Below are 18,048 nucleotides of genomic sequence, written 5' to 3' on the forward strand. Positions count from 1 at the left end.
CGCCACTCAGGCCGCAAACCGCTTGGACCTGCCGGGCCGGCCGTACCGGGCGCGGCGCGAGGTCAAAAGCGAGGTTGGAATAGCGGGGCATGGCGTCTCCGATCTCAGGCGACGATGCGCAGTTGCGGAGGCGAGCGCTGCGGCAGAGGCCCGGCGCCCTCGGGCTCGATCCGGCGGCCGACCTCGTCGGGCCAGCGTTTCACGATCCGTTGCGCGATCCCGGCCTCGGACACCTCCGTCAGGACGGCCGCGCCGCCCACCACGTAGGCGGTCTCGGCGGCCGAGCCGCTACCGACCGGGCCGGGCGTGCGCCGCTGCAGCTCGATCGCCTCGAGGAGGGTGTGCGCCGGCCGGGACGTGTCGAAGGACCGGCCCACCTTCAGCCCGATCCGGCGCATGGCCGAATCGTCGAGGTCGGGTGCGAGGATCAGGCTGAGCTGCCGGAAGGCGAAGGGCGTCGAGCCGCCGTGGCTCAGGCTGGAGAGCGTGTAAGCCTCGGCCTGCCGGCGGCTCGGCGACCATCCGACCATTATCAGGTCGAAGTTGTCCTCCCACGCGCCGGCGAACGCGAAGGCGCCGGCCTGGTACGCCTCGCGCAACACCTCCCCGCCCTCGGCGATCACCGCATCGAACGACGCGAAGGCCTCCAACTCCTCGGAGAGCGTGCGCCGGGTCGCGAGCGCGCCGCGGGTGGCGAACACCATGCCGAGGTGCGGGACGACGACCGTCTTGTTGACGAAGGCCGTCACGACGCCGTGCCGGTCATAGGCCGCCGTGTCGGTGATGAGGCGACCGCGGGCGCCGAGTGCGATGGCGTTAATGGCGGTCATGTCAGGTCCCCGGATGGAGGCCCGGCGCCGTGTCGGGCGGCACCGGGCGTGTCGAGAGGTGGAAGACGAGCATCAGAGCCCCACTGCCCAAGAGGGATCGAAGGCGGCATCATCGAAGGCCGAGCGCTGACCGCCGGACGCGTCGGCCCGGCCGGTCGCCATCGCCGCCGCCACCAAGGCGTCGATCGCCTGCGTGCTCTTGCGCTTCGAGATGTAGGGAAGTCCGGTATCGCCGTAGATCGGCACTGCATTCTGGACGCACCAGCGTAGGACCGGGTGTCCGCCGTGTCGGAAGCGCCGACCGATGATGGCCTTCTGCAGCTCGCTGTAGAACGGTCCCATGATGATGGGGCGCTGCTGCACCTCGACGGCCGGAAGGTCGTCCTCGATCAGCCGAGCCATCATCTTGGCCGCGAATTTCGGGTCGAAGGCGATCTCCTGGACGTCGTAGAGGTCGCACAGCTCGCGCAGCTTCCCCTCGATCGCGTCGTCGTCGATCAGATCGCCCGGGATCACGGTGAGATGGCCGTCCTCGCGCCACTGGCGCAGCGGCACGTCGGGCAGCTCCTCACAGCGCCGCTTGAACGCAGTCTCGGGCAGGAAGGCCCAGGTCAGGGTCTTGAAGCCGCCGGCCTCGTCGAGGAACGCGGCCACGATCGCAGTCAGGTCATAGCTCTTCGAGAGGTCGACGCCGATCCAGCACGCCTCGCCGGTCAGCTCCTCGGCATCGATCTTCACGCCGGCCTCGTCATAGACCGCCATCTCGATCCAGCCGGTGGTCGAGCCGTCCTGCCAGATGTTGAGGTGGGTCTGCTTGAAGCCCTCGCGGAGCTGCGGCAGCTCGCGGGCGATCCGGGCCTCTGATCGAAGCTCGTCGAGGTCGGGGAAGCCCTCGGAGAGGCCAGGGTTCACGGAATGCCAGACCGCCTCATCGAGCCAGTCGCAATCGGCATCGGCCTGGAACAGGATCGGCAGGAACGAGGGATCCCGCTCCGGATCGTGATGGCAGCGCACCGCGTACTGGAACAGGTCGTGGCAGATGCCCTCGGCCCGCTCGCCCGCGGTGGTGATGACGACAGTGAGGGAGCCGGGCGTCTTCGAGGCACCGGTTTTAAGCGCGTTCCAGAGGGAGAAGCCCTTCCAGACATGGAGCTCGTCGGCCAGCACGAAGCTCGGCGTCTTCCCGTGCTGCGCGTCGCCCTCGGCCGAGATCGCCACGTAGCTGGATCCGCTCTTGGGGTGCTCGATCCGGTTCTTGGTGTCACGGATGCGGGTCGCGCCGAGAAGGCGGTCATCCGCGCGCAGCATGTCGGCTGCCTCGTCGAAGGCGATGCGGGCCTGCGTCCGGTCCGATGCGGCGACCACTACCTGGCCGCCTGTTCGTTGCTCCGGCCCGATCGTATGGCCGAGCGTCAGGACGGAGCCGAAGGTCGTCTTGCGGCCCCCGCGCGGCAGCAGAATGAACACGGTCGATACCTGGCGGCGGCCGTCTGGCGTGCTCGGACCATAGATCCGCTCGATGATACGACGCTGCCAACGGGCCTGCAGAGGGCGACGATCCGTGCCGGCCGTCTTCGGGTGGCGCAGGATGTCGGCGAAGCGCAGCATGTTCGCGGCCCGCCCGTGCGGGTCCACGATCACGCTGTCGTCAAATGCCCAGGTCGGCGTAAGCATCGTAGCCTGCCTCCCCGTCTGGCGTTTTGCCGGCCTTGTTACGGGACGCGGGCGTAAGACCGATCTCGGCCGCGAGCCGGCGCATCTCGGTCATCATCTGACCCATCGTCTGGAAGGCCGGATGCCGCTTGGTGCCCGTGTTCGTCTCGAGGGTGTCGCCCTCGCGGGCCAGCGTCATCTGACACCGCCGGATCGTGCCGACCGCGAGGCAGTAGCTCTCGACGGTCGCCATGTCGGTGTCGGTGAGGATGCGGCGATCGATCAGGCTCGGCAGGATGCGCTTCCACTCGTCTTTGGCCTCGTCGGGCAGCCAGGACGGGGCGCGCGGCACCGTCGAGAGGCCGCCCTCGATCGCGCGCAGCCCGGGCTTACGGCCGCGCATCTCAGCAGCTCCACACGGCATAGTCGGCGAGTAGGTCATCAACCGCCGAGCGGATGAGCTTCTCGGCCGCGTCCGAGACGGTCCAGGTGGTGGCGCCGATCCCTGCGACCTCCTCGCTGCGTAGCGAGAGATCCTGAGTGCCGAGCGAGCGGAGCTGCGTCGCGATCAGGATGACAGCGTGCCGAGGCGCAGCCAGTGCAGGATCGTCGGCGGCATAGCCGGCCTCGAAGCGGATGCGGATAGCCTCGGCGCGGCGCGGGACGCTCGGCCAGCGGCCGCCGACTGGCGCGACCGAGCCGCAGCGAGAGCCAACGCCGAACACGAGATAGGAGGCGGGATCGACCGCCTGCGCCTCGCCGGCCTCGCTCAAGCTGACGATCGAGAGAACCCGCCGGAGCGGGGGCCAAGGCAGCATGATTTCGCGCTCGTCGAGGCCATCGAGGCGCAGCTCCAGCGTCTGCGCACCAAAGGCGCGGCCAATCCAGGACCGCTCGAGCTGAGACTGAGCCACGGAGAGGAGCGCCGTGACGCGCTGATCGTCGTCGGCGGCGAAAACCGGAGCCTGAAGCTTCGCTTCCGATGCGGTGACGAGGGCGGCCGGAGGGGTGATCACCGCGACGTGCATGGCTCACTCCGCACGGCGCGACCGAAGGCACCTTCCTCGCGAACAGCCTTCCGGCTGTTGCAGCCCTTCGCCATCGGCTGCCAGTTCCAGCGCGCCCAGAACAAACGCTGATTGCCCTTGTGAGCCTGCCTGTGGTCCACGACCGTGGCGGGGCGACCGCAGCCGCACGCGCAGATTTGGTTCATGGGCAGAGCGAGGAAGGCCTTGCTCTCCCGCTCCCACTTCGAGGTGTAGCCGCGCTCGCGGGCGGTCGGCCGGTTGCGCTCAGCCTCGCGCGCCCGCTGCACCTGACAGGGGCAGGCCTCGTCGGCTGCGATCTTGTGGCCGCATCCGCAGATGCGCGGGGCGCGCTGTGCCATGGGATCCTCTGAAATTTGTGCCGGGCTCGCTGGCCTTGACCGCTCCCCAGCCGGATCGCTCGATCCGGGGAGGCGCCACGGAGGCCAACTTCTCGTTGTCGGGCTGCCCGGCGTCGCCCTCCAGGGGTGGCGCCTCTCTGGCCGGCTGTTAGGCCGCCATCGGCATGGTGCGGGCGTTGCCCAGCACCGCCAGGGCGGCGATCGGGGTTCCGGTGCCGTGCGTGCCGTTGAAGTCGGCTCGCAGGCGGACGTAGCGGCGGTCACCGACCGTGCCATCCACGTAGCCGAAGCGGTGGACGGTGGCGGCCGGGTGCGCAGTGCGCTGGCTGAGCACGATCCCGGACGCGTCGGGCGTTGCGCCGAGGAGGTTGGTCGGATCCACCGCCTCCCAGGTCGCGCCGTCGTCCGAATGCTCGACGATGAAGTCGATCCGGTTCGTGTTCGTGAAGGTGATGCCGCCGACGCCGAGCATCAGGACGAAGGTCACGGCATCGTAGCCGGAACGATCGATCGTGATGGCCGCGGGGTCGTCGGTCAGGACGGCCGGGGCGATGGCATTCACCGCCCCGAAGTTGTGGGTCCAGTCGCGCATGGTCGTGCTCCTCAGTTCGCTGCGATCTTGAGCTTGCGGACGGCCTCCGGACGGACCACGCCGGCGCCGACCCGGCGGCGAGCGTGGAAGCGGGTCTGGCCCTCGGTGGCGATGCTGTAGGGATCGCGGAGGATCGACATGCCGACCCGGTCGTAGATCCGGTAGGCCGACTGGATGTCGCCGAAGAGTACCGGGGTGGCGTTGGCCGCAACGTCGGGCATGTCGACCGCCTCGACCACGGGCCGGCCGAGTAGCGTCGGGGGCTGGCCCTCGGCGATGCTCTCCTGCCAATAGTACCGGCCGGTGGTGTCATCGAGAACCGCGCGCCGGTAGAAGATCGAGCGGCCGAACCGATCGAAAGCCGGACCATCGCTCTTGATGCACCGCCACTTCGCCAGCGTGGCGACTGCGACGGGCGTCCCGTAGGCCGCGGCGAGGTAGTCGCTGGCCTCAACGGGGTTGAGGCGAGGCTTGCGGAAGCGAGGCTCCAGGCAAGCCGGGAGCGTTGCTCCCGACAGATTGTCGGGAAGCTGCGTATTCACGGTCATGTGGAAATTCCTCTGAAGTTGTTAGTCGTCCGAGCCGAGCGCGTTGCTCTCTTCTTCCAGGTCCCTAATCACGCGACCGCGCGTGTACTTGAGATACCATTCGCGCGCGGAGACGATGTCAGTTCCGCTCATGTCCGTGGCATCCCGGTCGAACTCATCCGCACGCAGCCAAACCGGACTTCCCATCGAGGTCGTGACGTGGACCACCCGCTCTGCGTCAGGATGCTGAGCGAGAAGCGTCCGCAGCCCACAAGCGACCTGCCCGGCGGAACGGGGGATCATGCCTTCGTCGAGCAGGCGGCCGTAGATGCGCAGGGTCACGATATCATTCACGTCGAATAGGCGCGTGGCGCCGCGGACGGTACTGGGCGCGCAGGGGTAAAATCCCTCCGCAACTGCTTCGTTGAACCTCTGACGGTTGACCAACGCGATCTCGGTGGCGAGGGCGGTGCGGGCCTTGAGCTTGCAGGCTGACATGTAGAACTCCGTTATTGGAATTCCCATAGGATACGCGAACCTATGGGAAAAGCAATAACAGTGCTTGTGGAAAAGCCCTTGCGCCTGTGAGCACAAGGGCTCCCCGGCAATCAGCGCTCGCGACAACCGTGCGGAAGGATCACAGGCTCTTGCCGCGCCATTCGCAACCGACCGCACTCAGAACGAGCGCCGCTCGAGCCGAGGCTTGCTGCGAGTTGGTGGCGTGAAACTGCGCTCCGCCATTCGCAAGCGGCACCTGATCGAAAGTGGCACCCCTGCCATCCGAGAAGGGATGAGGAAGCCGATAGACCGGCTGACTCCGATACCGCTCCCACTGAAGCTGCCGTCGCTCGTGCTCGAGCCAGGCGTCGTAGCTATCGAGGAGCTCGTTTGTGACGGGCTCGGCTGCGGATGTGGAGCTTCCAGTGAGCGCCACGCTGCCGCCGATCAGCGAGAGCGTGGGCAGGCTGCTCAAGAGTGAGCGGAGAAAGTTGCGGCGAGACGACGAAGGCTTCTTGTGCTCGCCTGAGAAGATAGCAGCGATGAAGGAAACGAGCTTCGAATTGCGTCGCTGCAATCCCGGATCCGCTGCCCTCATCGTCCGAATGGCAGAAGTTACGGGACCCGGCTTGGTCGCGGGCCCTGCTAATAGTAAGCACAGCCCGTCTTTCGAACCGAGACGTAATAAGGTCGACGTGATATAACTTTGGCAAGCCATCATGATCTCCGTGGGATCGTTGGTGGTTCAGGCCTTCGCGAGCGTTGCAGCGCTCTCGGAGGCCGTTTCTTTTGTGCGCTCCATCCTCTCGCGGACGGCGCGAACAACTTCGCTGTTTTGAGTAGACCTGTTCCTGTCCGCTTGGCCGGCGACGAACGCCTTGAGGTCGAGCGGCAGACGGATCTTCATCTGCTCGTTGGTCTTCATGTGGGCTCCGTTATGTGGACCACGGTGGTGTATGAACCACGGTGGTTTATTGCTGTCAAGACCACGGTGGTCCATACCGGCGGAATGACGCGCGCAGACCCGCAGATGAAAATCCGACTGCCGGACGATCTTCGCGATCGGATCGCCGAATTGGCGAAAGCCAACGGGCGCTCAATGAACGCAGAAATTGTCGCGCGCCTTCAGTCCAGCGTCGACGGCGAAGGCAGCGAGATGATCTCGAAGGCGGAGGCCGAGCGGCTCAACGGCAACATGGTTGCGCTGCTGGACGCGCTAGAAGCCGGGGCAAAGTGGGCACTTGATGGCTCTAGCGACTATGCGAAACGAGTTGAAGAAATGAAAAGACGGAACGATAAGAACTCAAAGCTCGATCCGCTGGCTGAGTCACCAACAAAGCGCTGAGGCCGAGGAAGTTTCGACACGAGGCTATGATCAATCAGCCGAGCCGGACAGGTAATTCAAAAATGCGAATGCCGCGCCTTCAATGGCCGAAAAATCTAAGCTTCCCGGCTGTAATTCAGAAAGTAAAATCTGAAGGAGTTCTCACTCCCTTGCTCTGGTTGTGCGGCCTTTCTTTCATTGCTACTTTGGTCGCGGCGGCGCTTTCTAGTCCGGTGATGTGGGTTTTTGCTTTCATATCATGCGCTAGCGCGTTCTGGGTTTTCCGAAGCTTCGACTACTTTCGAACGGTAAATCCGAATTTGATGCAATCTGAAAAACTTCAGATCGAAATGGGCAGGCAGCAGCACGCGATTGCGAGTCGTATCGCTGAGGATGCGCAATACCGTGATGTGCAAAGAGGGCCGAATCTACACCTCGAACACGCTCAAATGAAGGACTCGACCAATGGCTGAAGACCCTAAAATCTACAGCCTCAACTTTCAGGCCTCGAGCAACACGCACTACAAAATTGTAGAAAATTGGCTGTATATCGACGTCAGGATCCTTGACTACTACTCGCCCATACCCCTGGTGTATTTCATAAAGACAAATCTAACTGCTAGGCAACTTGCAGAAGCCACCTCTTTCATGTTCCCGGACGTCGGTGCCATATTTGCTCGAATCAACACACAAGATCTTGATGGCGTACTCGGTCCAGGGGCTTGGGAGTGGTTCTACAAAGATACTTCGAAGATGGCGCCTTTGAACCGATAGTTCGTGCAAACAGTTATTTCAGAAGTAACTCGACAATTTTTCCGCTACCTTATCTGCCGCAGCGATAAGCACGGCGTCGAGATGGTGGATGTACCGGGAGGTCACGCCGTGCCCGGCGTGGCCGAGCATGGCGCCGATGGTGCTGTCGCTTAAGCCAAGGTCGCCAGCCGTCGAGGCGTAGGAATGGCGCAGGGTGTGAGCGCCGACGCCGCGTAGCTCTGCCCGCCTCGTATACCGCTCGACCGCGTCGGGAATGCCGCCGAAGCCGCCCTTCCCTCTTGTCGCCGGTAGCACATGGGCGCCGGCCTGGCGCTCGGCGATCTGGCGCAGCAACGCGACTGCCGCCTGCCCGACCGGGCGGACCGACCGGCCCTCCTTCGTGTCCGAGAGCCGCAGGCAGGACCCGGAGAGGTCCACCTCAGCCCAACGAAGGTTCGCGATCTCCCGCATCCGGCAACCGGTCAGGCACAGGAGCCTGATGCTGTGTGTCGACTGCCAGCTCTCGCCCTGCTCGTCAGCCTCTGCGAGCACCCGGCCCAGCGCCTGATATTCCTCGGGAGAGAGCCGGCGGTCCCGCTTCTGATCGGCCGGCTTCTTCACGCCGCGCACGGGGTTCAGGGCGATGATCCCCTCTCCTATCGCGTAGCTCATGATACCACCGAGCAGGCCGGCGCTGCGCGAGGCTGCGCCGTCGCCGCCTTCGACCAGCACGATGCCCCTGGCCTTCGTCTTGTAGCGTTTGGCGGTCTTGCCTTCCTGGACCTCGCGCACGAACCGTTGAACGTCGGCAGTGGTCAAATCGCGCGCGAGGCGCCGGCCGAGCAGCGGGATGATGTGGTGCTCGATCCGGCCGCGGTCTGAGACCAAAGTTGAGGCCTTCTTCGGCTTCCGGGCGCGGCCAAGGATCTGACCCTTGTCGGCCGCCTTGAGGTACCGCTCGCAAAGCTCGGCGATCGTCATGGACTTGCGCCGGGTGATTCGCTCCTCGACAGGGTCCTCGCCGCGGATCACGTCGCTCATCGTGTTGATGGCGAGCTTGCGCGCCTCCTCCACAGTGATTTTGCCGTGCTCTCCGATCGCCATGCGGCGTCGGAGCCCGCCGGTGGTGCGATAGTCGGCGTAGTAGACCCGCCGGCCGGACGGGAAGACCCGAGCGCCGAAGCCCCTCAGCTCGGTGCACCAAAGAAAGTACGGCGCCGGACGGGCTTCTGCTGCGTCGACTATCCGCTTCGTGAGCTTGGGCATCGGTGTCACCGTCGTCCGTGGAGTCACCGCAGTGTCACCACGGACTAGGAAAACAGCGAAATTTCGCGACGTTGCCGGTGATGGATTTCCACAATAGCTTTCGCCGGAAGCGCCGTAGCTGCAGCAGTTTAGATACAGCGGGCAACGTTCGTCATCGAAGGGAAAAGTCCTACCACTTACCCCTCGAAGGCGACGGTGGCGACGCGGGTGACCATGCTGTCGGGATCCTGAAGGCGAGGGTTTGAGCGTAGGCGCCGATCGTTGCGGACACAACTGGGAACCCGCAGAGGCTTCGGCGGTTCATCGCCGGCCAACAGAGCCAGGAGACACGCCATGCGCCTTCCCACCGCCGCCCTCGCCCTTGCCCTCGCGACCGGCTTCACGGGCGCCCTCGCCGGCAGCGCCCGCGCCGACGAGAAGCTGCCGCCCGACCAGCAGACCAAGGTCGAGGCCGTGCTGAAGCAGGAGGGCTTCACCAAGTGGAAGAAGATCGAGCTCGACGACGGCATGATCGAGGTCGACGACGCCATCGATGCGAGCGGCAAGCAGTTCGACCTGAAGCTCGACCCGAAGAGCCTGGCGATCGTGAAGCGCGAGGCCGAGTAAGGCCCGCCTCCGGGGATTCGCGGGGCCGGGAGCCGCTTGCGTTCGGGGCGGCGCCCGGCCATATAGGCGGCGGGAGGTTGGTGAGGGACGTTTCACTCGCCAACCGGGTCAGGTCCGGAAGGAAGCAGCCCTAACGAGACCGAGCGGGTCTTTGTCAGCCTCCCACCCGTCTCAACCGCTCCGCGGGCGCGGCCCGCCCGAGCGGACCGGGACCCCAGCCAAGACGCCTCCCAAGACGCATGGACGCGACGCCCGGCACGCATGACGACGAGCCGGGCCTGCCCGGGTTCCCGGCCCCGGCGGCCGCAGTGACCCCCTATCGGGTGCTGGCCCGAAAGTACCGTCCCAAGGATTTCGACGACCTGATCGGCCAGGGCGCCATGGTGCGCACCCTGGCGAACGCGTTCGCGGCCAACCGCATCCCGCAGGCCTGGATGCTCACCGGGGTGCGCGGGGTCGGCAAGACCACGACCGCCCGCATCCTCGCCCGCGGCCTGAACTATGCCCGCGCGGACCAGCCCGATACCGGCCCCACCATCGCGATGCCGGAACTCGGCCTCCATTGCCAGGCGATCATGGAATCGCGGCACATGGACGTGCTGGAAATGGACGCCGCCTCGCATACGGGCATCGACGACGTGCGCGGCATCATCGACGGCATCCGCTACAGCCCGGTCTCGGCCCGCTACAAGGTCTACATCGTGGACGAGGTCCACATGCTCTCCGAGAAGGCCTTCAACGCCTTCCTGAAGACGCTGGAGGAGCCGCCGCCCCACGCCAAGTTCGTGTTCGCCACGACCGAGATCCGCAAGGTCCCGGTGACGATCCTGTCGCGCTGCCAGCGCTTCGACCTGCGCCGCGTCGAGGCCGAGACCCTGTCGGCCCACCTCGCCCGCATCTGCGCCGCCGAAGGCGTGAGCGCCGAGGAGGAGGCGCTCGCGGCGATCACCCGCGCGGCCGAGGGCTCGGTGCGCGACGCGCTCTCGCTCCTCGACCAGGCCATCGCGCACGGGGCCGGCGCCGTCACGGCCGCGAGCGTGCGCGACATGCTCGGCCTCGCCGATCGCGGGCGCATCGTCGACCTGTTCGAGGCCGTGATGCGCGGCGACGTCCCGGCGGCCTTCGCGGAACTGCGCGGCCAGTACGAGGCCGGCGCCGACCCCGCCGTGGTGATGGCCGACCTCGCGGGCTTCACCCACCTCGTCACCCGCCTCAAGCTCGTGCCGGAAGCGGCCGCCGCCAACCCGACCCTGAGCGAGGTCGAGCGCCGCCGCGGCTCGGATTTCGCCGCCGGGCTCTCGGTCCGGGTGCTCTCGCGGGCCTGGCAGATCCTCATCAAGGCGATCCCCGAGGTGCAGGCCGCCACGCGCGCGCTCGCCGCCGCCGAGATGGTTCTGGTGCGCCTCGCCTACGCGGCCGACCTGCCGACACCCGACGAGGCCCTGCGCCAGATGAAGGCGGAGGCGCTGCAAGGCGGCGTGCCGGCAGCCTCGCCGCAGCGCTCCCTCCCCCCGGTCCAGGGATTCGCCGGACCGGCCCCCGTCCCATCGCAAGTTTCACCGCAAGTCTCGCCGCAAGTCTCGCCGCAAGTCTCCGCTCAGCCCCCCGAGGCGCCCCCGCGGCCGGCGCTCGCCCTGGCGGGTGGCGGCGGGGCCGCCGCGCGCCCGGCACCGGTCGCGCAGGCCGCGCCCCAGCCCGCCGGCCCGCGCCTCGGCCGCTTCGAGGACGTGGTGGCGCTCGCCGACGAGCGGCGCGACATCGGGCTGAAGACGGCGCTGGAGCGCGATGTCCATCTCGTGCGCTTCGAGGAGGGCCGGATCGAGTTCCGCCTCGCCGAGGGCGGCCGCCCGAGCATCGCCAACGATCTGGCCCGCGCCCTCGATCTCTGGACCGGCCGGCGCTGGATCGTCGCCCTGTCCAAGGATGCGGGCGCCCCGACGCTCGAGGCCCATGCCCGCGCGGCGACCGAGACCCGCCACCAGAACGCCGCCGCCCATCCCCTCGTGCGCGAGGTCCTGTCGCGCTTCCCCGGCGCCCAGATCATCGACGTGCGCGACAAGGCGCCGGAGGCCGGCGACGGCGCCGGGATGCTCGGCGAGGCTGCCCCGATCGAGGCCGGCGAGGACGACGAGCCGTAGCGCCGGGGGCCAGGAGCCACTAGATCAGGCCTTCGAGCGTTTCTCACACCAGCCGGGATCGATCCGCATGCGCGACCTCATGGGCATCATGAAGCAGGCTCAGGCCATGCAGGAGAAGATGGCCAACCTGCAGAGCGAACTCGACGCCGTCGAGGTCTCGGGCGCCTCGGGCGGCGGCGCCGTCCAGGTGACGATGACGGCCAAGGGCCTCGTCAAGGGCGTCACCATCGACCCGGGCCTGATGATCGCCGACGAGCGCGAGATCCTCGAGGACCTCGTCGTGGCGGCGGTGAACGACGCCCGCTCCAAGGCCGAGCAGACGGCCCAGGCGCGCATGGCAGAGCTGACCAAGGATCTGCCCCTGCCGCCCGGCATGAAGCTGCCCTTCTAGTCACTCCGGTCGTCCGCTCTCGCGCGGGCTTACGGCCGTGATTGTGCGGCCTCGGACGAAACGGTAGAGCTGAGCGGACCTCAGGAAACGGTCATGTCTCGTTCCACCGACGAACCCTCCGCGCCGGCCGGGACGGAGCGCGCCCCCGACGCGTCGCGCCTGCGCGGGCTCGCGCCCCTGGTGGGCGGGTTCCTCCTGCTGCTCGCGGTCGTGGTGGGCAGCGGCGCCCTCGTGGTGATGCAGCGCGTGACGGTCGCGGAGATGCGGCGCAGCTACGATCTGCGCTCCGCGATCGCGACACTGTTCTCCACGCTCCAGGATGCCGAGACCGGCCAGCGCGGCTACCTCTTGACCGGCGAGGATTCCTATCTGGCGCCCTACGCGGAGGCGACCGCGCAGTTCGAGGCCGGCCTCGCGGGGGTGGAGGCCGCGATGGCGACCGAGCCGGATCTCGCCGGGCTCGTGGCGAGTCTGCGCTCCGCCGCCACCGAGAAGATCGCCGAGCTCGGCCGAACCATCGCGCTCCGGCAAGCCGGGCAGGAGGCGGCGAGCCGCGACCTCATGCGGTCTGGCCGGGGCAAGGACCTGATGGACCGGGTCCGCACGCTCGTGAACCAGCTCGAGACCGAATCCGCCCGGGTGCTGGAGGCCCGTCAGGACCGCGCGGCCGACACGGAGCGCCTGCTGCAGATCGTGATCGCGGTTGCGGTGCTGCTGGCGCTGGCGCTGGCCGCCTACGCGATCCTGGACGCGCGCCAGCGGAGCGCGCGGCTGGTCTCGGCCAACGCCGCGCTCCTGGCGAACCACTACGCCCTGGCGGCCACGGTCGCGAGCCGCGATGCCCTGGAGGCGCAGCTGCGCCAGTCGCAGAAGATGGAGGCGATCGGCCAGCTCACGGGCGGCCTGGCGCATGATTTCAACAACATGCTGGCGATCATTCTCGGCAACCTCAACCTCTTGAAGCGCCGCCTCGACCGCGGCGAGACCCGGGTCGGGCACTACATCGAGCAGGCCCTGACGGGGGCCGAGCGCGCCGCGACCCTGACGCACCGCCTCCTCGCCTTCGCGCGCAAGCAGCCGCTCGCCCCCGAGACTCTCGATTGCAACCGGCTGGTCTCGGGCATGTCCGAGCTGCTGCGCCGGACCCTCGGCGAGACCGTGCAGATGGAGACCGTGCTGGCCGGGGGGCTCTGGGCGACGCGGGCCGATGCGAACCAGCTGGAGAACGGGCTCGTCAACCTCGCGGTCAATGCCCGCGACGCGATGCCGGGCGGGGGCCGGCTCACGATCGAGACGAGCAACGCCCATCTGGACGATGCCTACGCGGCGTCTCATCTCGGCGTGCCGGCGGGGCAATACGTCATGATCGCCATCACGGATACCGGCGTCGGAATGATGCCGGATGTCGTCGCGCGCGCCTTCGATCCGTTCTTCACCACGAAGCAGGTCGGACAGGGAACCGGGCTCGGCCTCAGCCAGGTCTACGGCTTCGTGAAGCAGTCGGACGGGCACGTGAAGATCTATTCCGAGCCCAACCACGGCACCACGGTGAAGATCTACCTGCCGCGCCTCGTCGGGCCGGTCCCCGCGCCGGCCGGGCGCCAGGTCCATGCCGATATCCCGGAGGGTCATCCGGGCGAGATCATCCTGGTGGTCGAGGACGAGGACAATGTCCGGCGCATGGCCGTCGAGGCCCTGCGCGACCTGCGCTACACGGTCATCCACGCGAGCGGGCCGGCGGAGGCCCTGCGCCTCCTCGACCGCCAGGGCGAGATCGCGCTCCTGTTCACCGATGTCGTGATGCCGGACATGAGCGGCAAGGAACTCGCCGACGCGGTGCGGCGCCTCCGGCCGGGACTGCCGGTGCTCTACACCACGGGCTACACCCGCAACGCCATCGTGCATAACGGCATCGTGGATTCCGACGTGCAGCTCCTCGGCAAGCCCTACACGCTGGAGCAACTCGCCCGGAAGGTCCGGACGGTGCTGGCCGAGAGCGCCAAGGCGCGCGTCTGAGGCGCCTCGTGTCGGCAGGTCCGCCCGACGCGGCCCGCCCGCGCCACCTCGACGTCAGGTGGCGCGCTTCGGCGGAGGAGCGGAGCGAACCGCTCCGCCCCCGATCGCTTGCGCGGCCTACGCCGCGATGGCCTGGGTGGTCGGCTCGGCGGCCTTCACCTCGGCATCCACATGCGCCTCGAAGCGCTTGAAGTTCTCCTTGAACATCGCGACGAGCTTCGTCGCCGTCTCGGCGAAGGCGGCCTTGTTGTTCCAGGTCTTGACGGGCTCGAGCACGTGCTGCTCGACCCCCGGCACCTGGGTCGGGACCGCGAAGCCGAAATAGGGGTCGCGCCGGAACTCGGCCTGCGACAGCGAGCCGTCGAGGGCGGCGGCGAGGAGGCGCCGGGTCACCCGGATCGGCATACGCCGGCCGGTGCCGACCCCGCCCCCGGTCCAGCCGGTGTTGACGAGCCAGCAATCGACCTCATGCTCGGCGATCAGATCGCGCAGCAGGTTGCCGTAGACGCTCGGGTGGCGCGGCATGAACGGGGCCCCGAAGCAGGTGGAGAAGGTGGCCTCCGGCCCCGTCAGGCCGCGCTCCGTGCCCGCCACCTTGGCGGTGTAGCCCGAGAGGAAATGGTACATCGCCTCGGCGCCCGAGAGCTTGGCGATCGGCGGCATCACCCCGAAGGCGTCGCAGGTGAGCATCACGATGTTCTTCGGGTGCCCGGCCCGCCCCGTGGCGCTCGCATTCGCGATGAAGTCGAGCGGGTAGGCGCAGCGGGTGTTCTCGGTGAGGGAGGCGTCGTCGAAATCCGGCACCCGGGTCTCGGGGTCGATCACCACGTTCTCCATCACGGTGCCGAAGCGCTCGGTGGTGGCGTAGATCTCGGGCTCGGCGTTGCGCGAGAGCCGGATGGTCTTGGCGTAGCAGCCGCCCTCGAAGTTGAAGATTCCCTCCGGGCTCCAGCCGTGCTCGTCATCCCCGAGCAGCATGCGCGAGGAATCGTTCGAGAGCGTGGTCTTGCCGGTTCCCGACAGGCCGAAGAACAGGGCCGAGCCGCCCTCGGCGTCGAGGGCGGCGTTCGCCGAGCAGTGCATCGGCATCACGCCGGCCGTGGGCAGGGTGAAGTTCAGGTAGGTGAAGACCGATTTCTTCATCTCGCCCGCATAGGCCGAGCCGCCGATCAGCACGATCCTGCGGGCGAAATCCATCGCGATCACGGTCTTCGAGCGGCAGCCGTGCCGGGCGGGATCGGCCTGGAAGCTCGGCAGGTCGATCAGGGTCAGGTCGGGGACGTAGGCGGCAAGGTCGTCGCGCTCGGGTCGGATCAGCAGGTTGCGGATGAAGAGCGAGTGCCAGGCGAACTCGGTGAAGACCCGTGCCTTGACGCGGTGACCCGGATCGGCGCCGCCGAAGAGGTCCTGGGCGAACAGCTCCTTGCCCTCGGCATGGGCGAGGAAGTCCGACAGCAGGGTGTCGAACTGGTCGGGCGTGATGGCGCCGTTGTTCTCCCACCAGATCTCGTTCTCGGTGGTGGCGTCGCGCACCACGAACTTGTCCTTGGGCGAGCGTCCGGTATGGCTGCCGGTGGTGGCCACCAGGGCGCCGCCGCGGGCGAGCTGCCCCTCCCGGCGGGCGAGGGATTCCTCGTAGAGACGCGGTGTCTCAAGGTTCCAGTGAACGGCTTTCAGGTTTCGCAGGCCGATCGCGTCCGCGCCGTGACCTGCATTGAACTGTCCGATGTTACTCACGAGCTTTGCTCCCGGCCCCTGATCGCGCCTGACCCTGCCCCGGCCCAGACGGGCGCCGGGATCTTCGAGAGACGTCCGTGCGGTCGTTCAGGAGCGCCGCACGCTGGTTCACCGCTTCTCGTTGTAACACTTGGTTAAACGGCGAACCTTCGCGGTCAATTGGACGAAACGCCGATGTCGAGACTGGGACGCGGCTTTGTCAGGACCCCGCGGACCGTCGGTCCGGTCGCTGACCGTCGCGGACGCGCCGGCGCGGAGACCTCCCGGCGCAGCGGCCCTTGCGCGCATGCGCGTGCGGGTGCAATCGCACAAACCCATATCGGGTGCGCAGCCCCGCCGTCATCCCGGCAGCACCCAGCCCCTTCGCGCCCCGCGAGATGCCGCCTTGTACGCGCCGCGCGTCGCCCCTGTTTGAGACGGACACCCGATGCCCCAAGCCGTCGCCGGTCCCGAGATCGAGCGCCTGATCCAGCTCCTCGCCCGCATGCCGGGCCTCGGCCCGCGTTCGGCCCGGCGGGCGGCCTTGCAGCTGATCAAGAAGCGCGACACCCTGCTGGGGCCGCTCGCCGAGGCCATGCGGGTCGCGGTGGAGCGCATCGTGGTCTGCCAGGATTGCGGCAACGTCGATACCAGCGACCCCTGCACCATCTGCCGCGATGCCGCCCGCGACCCGAGCACCCTCGTGGTGGTGGAGGATGTCTCCGATCTCTGGGCGCTGGAGCGCTCCGGCGCCGTGCAGGCGCGCTACCACGTGCTCGGCGGCGTGCTCTCGCCCCTCGACGGGGTGCGGCCGGAGCACCTGAACCTCGCCTCCCTGGTGGAGCGGGCGAGCGACCCGGCCATGAAGGAGATCATCCTGGCGCTGAACGCCACGGTCGACGGCCAGACCACCGCCCATTACGTCACCGAATCCCTCGGCCATCTCGGCCTCAAGGTGACGAAGCTCGCCCACGGCGTCCCGGTCGGCGGCGAGCTCGATTACCTCGACGAGGGCACCCTCTCCGCCGCCATCCGCAGCCGCACCGCGTTCTGACTCAGCGGCCGCACAGGGTGCGCAGATTGCTCTCGATGAGGTCGCGCATCAGGCCCATCACGTCCCGGTCCTGCCGGGTATAGGCCTTCTCGCGGTCGTCGAGGACGCAGAGGGTGCCGAACAGCGTCCCGTCGGGCCAGCGGATCGGATAGCCGAGGTAGCTCGCCAGCCCGTGCCGGGCTAGCGACGGATTGCCGTCCCATGACGGGTCCGCGACGGCGTTCGGGACGAGGAGCGGCACCCCCTCCCGCAGGACCGCCTCGCAATACAGGCCGGAGCCCTCGAGCGCGGCCGCCTCGCCCACCGCGTGTGGGTTGCGCGCGTCGTCATTGGTGACGCAGACCGCGAGCTCGGGGCCGCGCCGGCGCATGATCTGCCCGACCGGCACATTGAGGCGCCCGGCCACCTCGTTGACGATGTATTGCCAGCTCTCCAGGACCTCGTCGGACACCTCCGGATAGGCGGCCGACCCGGTTCCTGCGGATGGCCCCTGCTCGCGGCGCTCCTCCACCATGCGCGCTGTCCTTCCTGGCCTCAGCGGTGCCGGATCCGCGCGGGCGCCGTCCAGGCCTCGCGCGATCCGTCGATGTCGGGCTCGACCGGGCGCGTCCCCGGGACGGCGCGAACGCAGTCCCGGGCAGGCCTCGGCGGGAGATCCGGGCCAGGGGCCAGGCCGCGCCTCATTTGACCGGTCCGGTGGCGCATCCTATCTGCAGACACCCGCGGGCGCCGCCCGTGGCCGATCCCGCCCAGCCGGTTGCGTCATGACCGTTCGTCCCCTCGTCATCCTGCCCGATACCCGCCTGCGCCTGATCTCCGAGCCGGTCGGTGCCGTCACGGATGAGATCCGCAAGCTCGCCGCCGACATGCTCGAGACCATGTACGACGCGCCGGGCGTCGGGCTCGCGGCGATCCAGATCGGTGTCCCCCGCCGCGTCGTGACCATTGATACGTCAAAAGACGAAAATGCGCGCGAGCCGCGCGTGTTCCTGGACCCGGAAATTGTTTGGTCCTCCGAGGAGAAGCGCGTCTACGACGAGGGCTGTCTCTCGATCCCCGAATATTACGCCGAGGTGGAACGTCCGGACCGGGTCCGGGTCCGGTACCGCGATCTCACTGGCGCTACACAGGAAATCGACGCGGACGGGCTGCTCTCGACCTGTATTCAACACGAGATCGACCATCTTAACGGGGTTCTGTTCATCGATCATCTGTCGAAACTCAAGCGTGATCGAGTGAACAAGAAGTTTGCAAAGGCCGCCAAGCGCGGCGAGGCTGCCTGAACCGCAACATATCT

General features: G+C 67.6%; 22 protein-coding genes and 1 other RNA gene. 10 read left to right on the plus strand and 13 right to left on the minus strand.

Features of this window, described 5'->3' with window-relative positions:
* Positions 1 to 104 precede the first annotated feature (104 nt).
* The 10 genes from F6X53_RS01040 to F6X53_RS01085 form a co-directional block, all read right to left on the minus strand.
* Positions 105 to 830, minus strand: a complete 726-nt coding sequence (locus F6X53_RS01040; protein ID WP_150996298.1) for a hypothetical protein — start codon at positions 828 to 830, stop codon at positions 105 to 107.
* 72 nt (positions 831 to 902) lie between these two features.
* On the minus strand, positions 903 to 2,504 hold the full coding sequence (locus F6X53_RS01045) for a terminase large subunit (RefSeq protein WP_150996300.1): 1,602 nt from the start codon (positions 2,502 to 2,504) through the stop codon (positions 903 to 905).
* Complete coding sequence (locus tag F6X53_RS01050; RefSeq protein WP_150996302.1) at positions 2,479 to 2,886, minus strand: phage terminase small subunit P27 family; 408 nt, start codon at positions 2,884 to 2,886, stop codon at positions 2,479 to 2,481. The genes F6X53_RS01045 and F6X53_RS01050 overlap by 26 nt, the downstream gene beginning before the upstream one ends.
* 1 nt (position 2,887) lies before the next feature.
* On the minus strand, positions 2,888 to 3,511 hold the full coding sequence (locus tag F6X53_RS01055) for a head-tail connector protein (RefSeq protein ID WP_150996304.1): 624 nt from the start codon (positions 3,509 to 3,511) through the stop codon (positions 2,888 to 2,890).
* Positions 3,496 to 3,870 (minus strand): HNH endonuclease, encoded by a 375-nt coding sequence (locus F6X53_RS01060; RefSeq protein WP_150996306.1) that lies wholly within the window; start codon positions 3,868 to 3,870, stop codon positions 3,496 to 3,498. Before F6X53_RS01060 ends, F6X53_RS01055 begins: the two co-directional genes overlap by 16 nt.
* 148 nt (positions 3,871 to 4,018) lie before the next feature.
* A complete protein-coding gene (locus F6X53_RS01065) occupies positions 4,019 to 4,462 on the minus strand; it encodes a hypothetical protein (protein ID WP_150996308.1) in 444 nt (147 codons plus the stop codon).
* Between the two features lie 11 nt (positions 4,463 to 4,473).
* On the minus strand, positions 4,474 to 5,010 hold the full coding sequence (locus F6X53_RS01070; protein ID WP_150996310.1) for a phage major capsid protein: 537 nt from the start codon (positions 5,008 to 5,010) through the stop codon (positions 4,474 to 4,476).
* A gap of 21 nt (positions 5,011 to 5,031) precedes the next feature.
* The gene (locus F6X53_RS01075) at positions 5,032 to 5,487 is read right to left on the minus strand and encodes a hypothetical protein (protein ID WP_150996312.1); all 456 of its coding nucleotides are present in this window, start codon (positions 5,485 to 5,487) and stop codon (positions 5,032 to 5,034) included.
* A gap of 139 nt (positions 5,488 to 5,626) precedes the next feature.
* The gene (locus tag F6X53_RS01080; protein WP_150996314.1) at positions 5,627 to 6,064 is read right to left on the minus strand and encodes a hypothetical protein; all 438 of its coding nucleotides are present in this window, start codon (positions 6,062 to 6,064) and stop codon (positions 5,627 to 5,629) included.
* Positions 6,065 to 6,232: 168 nt separating this feature from the next.
* Positions 6,233 to 6,412: a DNA-binding protein gene (locus F6X53_RS01085; protein ID WP_150996317.1), complete on the minus strand. Its 180-nt coding sequence runs from the start codon at positions 6,410 to 6,412 to the stop codon at positions 6,233 to 6,235.
* Positions 6,413 to 6,424: 12 nt separating this feature from the next.
* Here F6X53_RS01085 and F6X53_RS01090 point away from each other — a divergent pair, with 12 nt between their 5' ends.
* The 3 genes from F6X53_RS01090 to F6X53_RS01100 are packed head-to-tail and all read left to right on the plus strand — an operon-like array spanning position 6,425 to position 7,585.
* Positions 6,425 to 6,832, plus strand: a complete 408-nt coding sequence (locus F6X53_RS01090) for an Arc family DNA-binding protein (protein ID WP_210386365.1) — start codon at positions 6,425 to 6,427, stop codon at positions 6,830 to 6,832.
* Positions 6,833 to 6,858: 26 nt separating this feature from the next.
* Complete coding sequence (locus F6X53_RS01095; RefSeq protein WP_150996319.1) at positions 6,859 to 7,284, plus strand: hypothetical protein; 426 nt, start codon at positions 6,859 to 6,861, stop codon at positions 7,282 to 7,284.
* Positions 7,277 to 7,585, plus strand: a complete 309-nt coding sequence (locus tag F6X53_RS01100) for a hypothetical protein (protein ID WP_150996321.1) — start codon at positions 7,277 to 7,279, stop codon at positions 7,583 to 7,585. The genes F6X53_RS01095 and F6X53_RS01100 overlap by 8 nt, the downstream gene beginning before the upstream one ends.
* 18 nt (positions 7,586 to 7,603) lie before the next feature.
* On the opposite strand, the gene F6X53_RS01105 is transcribed toward F6X53_RS01100, so the two are convergent.
* Positions 7,604 to 8,830: a tyrosine-type recombinase/integrase gene (locus F6X53_RS01105; protein WP_150996323.1), complete on the minus strand. Its 1,227-nt coding sequence runs from the start codon at positions 8,828 to 8,830 to the stop codon at positions 7,604 to 7,606.
* A gap of 333 nt (positions 8,831 to 9,163) precedes the next feature.
* Between F6X53_RS01105 and F6X53_RS01110 the strand changes: the two genes are divergently transcribed.
* The 5 genes from F6X53_RS01110 to F6X53_RS01130 all read left to right on the plus strand — a co-directional run bounded on the left by F6X53_RS01110 (position 9,164) and on the right by F6X53_RS01130 (position 13,981).
* Positions 9,164 to 9,436, plus strand: coding sequence for a PepSY domain-containing protein (locus F6X53_RS01110; RefSeq protein ID WP_150996325.1), 273 nt, complete (start codon positions 9,164 to 9,166; stop codon positions 9,434 to 9,436).
* A gap of 71 nt (positions 9,437 to 9,507) precedes the next feature.
* An RNA gene (ffs, locus tag F6X53_RS01115) (signal recognition particle sRNA small type) lies at positions 9,508 to 9,603 on the plus strand.
* A gap of 72 nt (positions 9,604 to 9,675) precedes the next feature.
* Positions 9,676 to 11,574 (plus strand): DNA polymerase III subunit gamma/tau, encoded by a 1,899-nt coding sequence (locus tag F6X53_RS01120; protein ID WP_150996327.1) that lies wholly within the window; start codon positions 9,676 to 9,678, stop codon positions 11,572 to 11,574.
* A 67-nt stretch (positions 11,575 to 11,641) separates the two neighbouring features.
* Positions 11,642 to 11,965, plus strand: a complete 324-nt coding sequence (locus F6X53_RS01125) for a YbaB/EbfC family nucleoid-associated protein (RefSeq protein WP_150996329.1) — start codon at positions 11,642 to 11,644, stop codon at positions 11,963 to 11,965.
* A 93-nt stretch (positions 11,966 to 12,058) separates the two neighbouring features.
* On the plus strand, positions 12,059 to 13,981 hold the full coding sequence (locus F6X53_RS01130; protein WP_150996331.1) for a CHASE3 domain-containing protein: 1,923 nt from the start codon (positions 12,059 to 12,061) through the stop codon (positions 13,979 to 13,981).
* Between the two features lie 117 nt (positions 13,982 to 14,098).
* Here the strand turns inward: F6X53_RS01130 and F6X53_RS01135 are convergent, their stop codons facing one another.
* Positions 14,099 to 15,718: a phosphoenolpyruvate carboxykinase gene (locus F6X53_RS01135; RefSeq protein WP_150996334.1), complete on the minus strand. Its 1,620-nt coding sequence runs from the start codon at positions 15,716 to 15,718 to the stop codon at positions 14,099 to 14,101.
* Positions 15,719 to 16,145: 427 nt separating this feature from the next.
* Here F6X53_RS01135 and recR point away from each other — a divergent pair, with 427 nt between their 5' ends.
* Entirely contained in the window at positions 16,146 to 16,751 is a 606-nt protein-coding gene (recR, locus tag F6X53_RS01140; protein ID WP_150996335.1) for a recombination mediator RecR, read from the plus strand.
* Position 16,752: 1 nt separating this feature from the next.
* On the opposite strand, the gene F6X53_RS01145 is transcribed toward recR, so the two are convergent.
* Positions 16,753 to 17,265: a GAF domain-containing protein gene (locus tag F6X53_RS01145; protein ID WP_150996337.1), complete on the minus strand. Its 513-nt coding sequence runs from the start codon at positions 17,263 to 17,265 to the stop codon at positions 16,753 to 16,755.
* A gap of 250 nt (positions 17,266 to 17,515) precedes the next feature.
* On the opposite strand from F6X53_RS01145, the gene def reads away from it, so the two are divergent.
* Positions 17,516 to 18,034 carry a peptide deformylase gene (gene def, locus F6X53_RS01150; RefSeq protein ID WP_150996339.1) on the plus strand — a complete coding sequence of 173 codons (519 nt, stop codon included), beginning with the start codon at positions 17,516 to 17,518 and terminating at the stop codon, positions 18,032 to 18,034.
* The last annotated feature ends 14 nt before the right edge of the window (positions 18,035 to 18,048 follow it).

Source organism: Methylobacterium soli, from assembly GCF_008806385.1.
Lineage (GTDB): Bacteria > Pseudomonadota > Alphaproteobacteria > Rhizobiales > Beijerinckiaceae > Methylobacterium > Methylobacterium soli.

What these genes read in the sequence shown, in the direction of transcription:
- F6X53_RS01040 (WP_150996298.1), bottom strand. Translation starts at nt 830, where the DNA reads ATGACCGCCATTAACGCCATCGCACTCGGCGCCCGCGGTCGCCTCATC.
- F6X53_RS01045 (WP_150996300.1), bottom strand. Translation starts at nt 2,504, where the DNA reads ATGCTTACGCCGACCTGGGCATTTGACGACAGCGTGATCGTGGACCCG.
- F6X53_RS01050 (WP_150996302.1), bottom strand. Translation starts at nt 2,886, where the DNA reads ATGCGCGGCCGTAAGCCCGGGCTGCGCGCGATCGAGGGCGGCCTCTCG.
- F6X53_RS01055 (WP_150996304.1), bottom strand. Translation starts at nt 3,511, where the DNA reads ATGCACGTCGCGGTGATCACCCCTCCGGCCGCCCTCGTCACCGCATCG.
- F6X53_RS01060 (WP_150996306.1), bottom strand. Translation starts at nt 3,870, where the DNA reads ATGGCACAGCGCGCCCCGCGCATCTGCGGATGCGGCCACAAGATCGCA.
- F6X53_RS01065 (WP_150996308.1), bottom strand. Translation starts at nt 4,462, where the DNA reads ATGCGCGACTGGACCCACAACTTCGGGGCGGTGAATGCCATCGCCCCG.
- F6X53_RS01070 (WP_150996310.1), bottom strand. Translation starts at nt 5,010, where the DNA reads ATGACCGTGAATACGCAGCTTCCCGACAATCTGTCGGGAGCAACGCTC.
- F6X53_RS01075 (WP_150996312.1), bottom strand. Translation starts at nt 5,487, where the DNA reads ATGTCAGCCTGCAAGCTCAAGGCCCGCACCGCCCTCGCCACCGAGATC.
- F6X53_RS01085 (WP_150996317.1), bottom strand. Translation starts at nt 6,412, where the DNA reads ATGAAGACCAACGAGCAGATGAAGATCCGTCTGCCGCTCGACCTCAAG.
- F6X53_RS01090 (WP_210386365.1), top strand. Translation starts at nt 6,425, where the DNA reads ATGTGGACCACGGTGGTGTATGAACCACGGTGGTTTATTGCTGTCAAG.
- F6X53_RS01095 (WP_150996319.1), top strand. Translation starts at nt 6,859, where the DNA reads ATGATCAATCAGCCGAGCCGGACAGGTAATTCAAAAATGCGAATGCCG.
- F6X53_RS01100 (WP_150996321.1), top strand. Translation starts at nt 7,277, where the DNA reads ATGGCTGAAGACCCTAAAATCTACAGCCTCAACTTTCAGGCCTCGAGC.
- F6X53_RS01105 (WP_150996323.1), bottom strand. Translation starts at nt 8,830, where the DNA reads ATGCCCAAGCTCACGAAGCGGATAGTCGACGCAGCAGAAGCCCGTCCG.
- F6X53_RS01110 (WP_150996325.1), top strand. Translation starts at nt 9,164, where the DNA reads ATGCGCCTTCCCACCGCCGCCCTCGCCCTTGCCCTCGCGACCGGCTTC.
- F6X53_RS01120 (WP_150996327.1), top strand. Translation starts at nt 9,676, where the DNA reads ATGGACGCGACGCCCGGCACGCATGACGACGAGCCGGGCCTGCCCGGG.
- F6X53_RS01125 (WP_150996329.1), top strand. Translation starts at nt 11,642, where the DNA reads ATGCGCGACCTCATGGGCATCATGAAGCAGGCTCAGGCCATGCAGGAG.
- F6X53_RS01130 (WP_150996331.1), top strand. Translation starts at nt 12,059, where the DNA reads ATGTCTCGTTCCACCGACGAACCCTCCGCGCCGGCCGGGACGGAGCGC.
- recR (WP_150996335.1), top strand. Translation starts at nt 16,146, where the DNA reads ATGCCCCAAGCCGTCGCCGGTCCCGAGATCGAGCGCCTGATCCAGCTC.
- F6X53_RS01145 (WP_150996337.1), bottom strand. Translation starts at nt 17,265, where the DNA reads ATGGTGGAGGAGCGCCGCGAGCAGGGGCCATCCGCAGGAACCGGGTCG.
- def (WP_150996339.1), top strand. Translation starts at nt 17,516, where the DNA reads ATGACCGTTCGTCCCCTCGTCATCCTGCCCGATACCCGCCTGCGCCTG.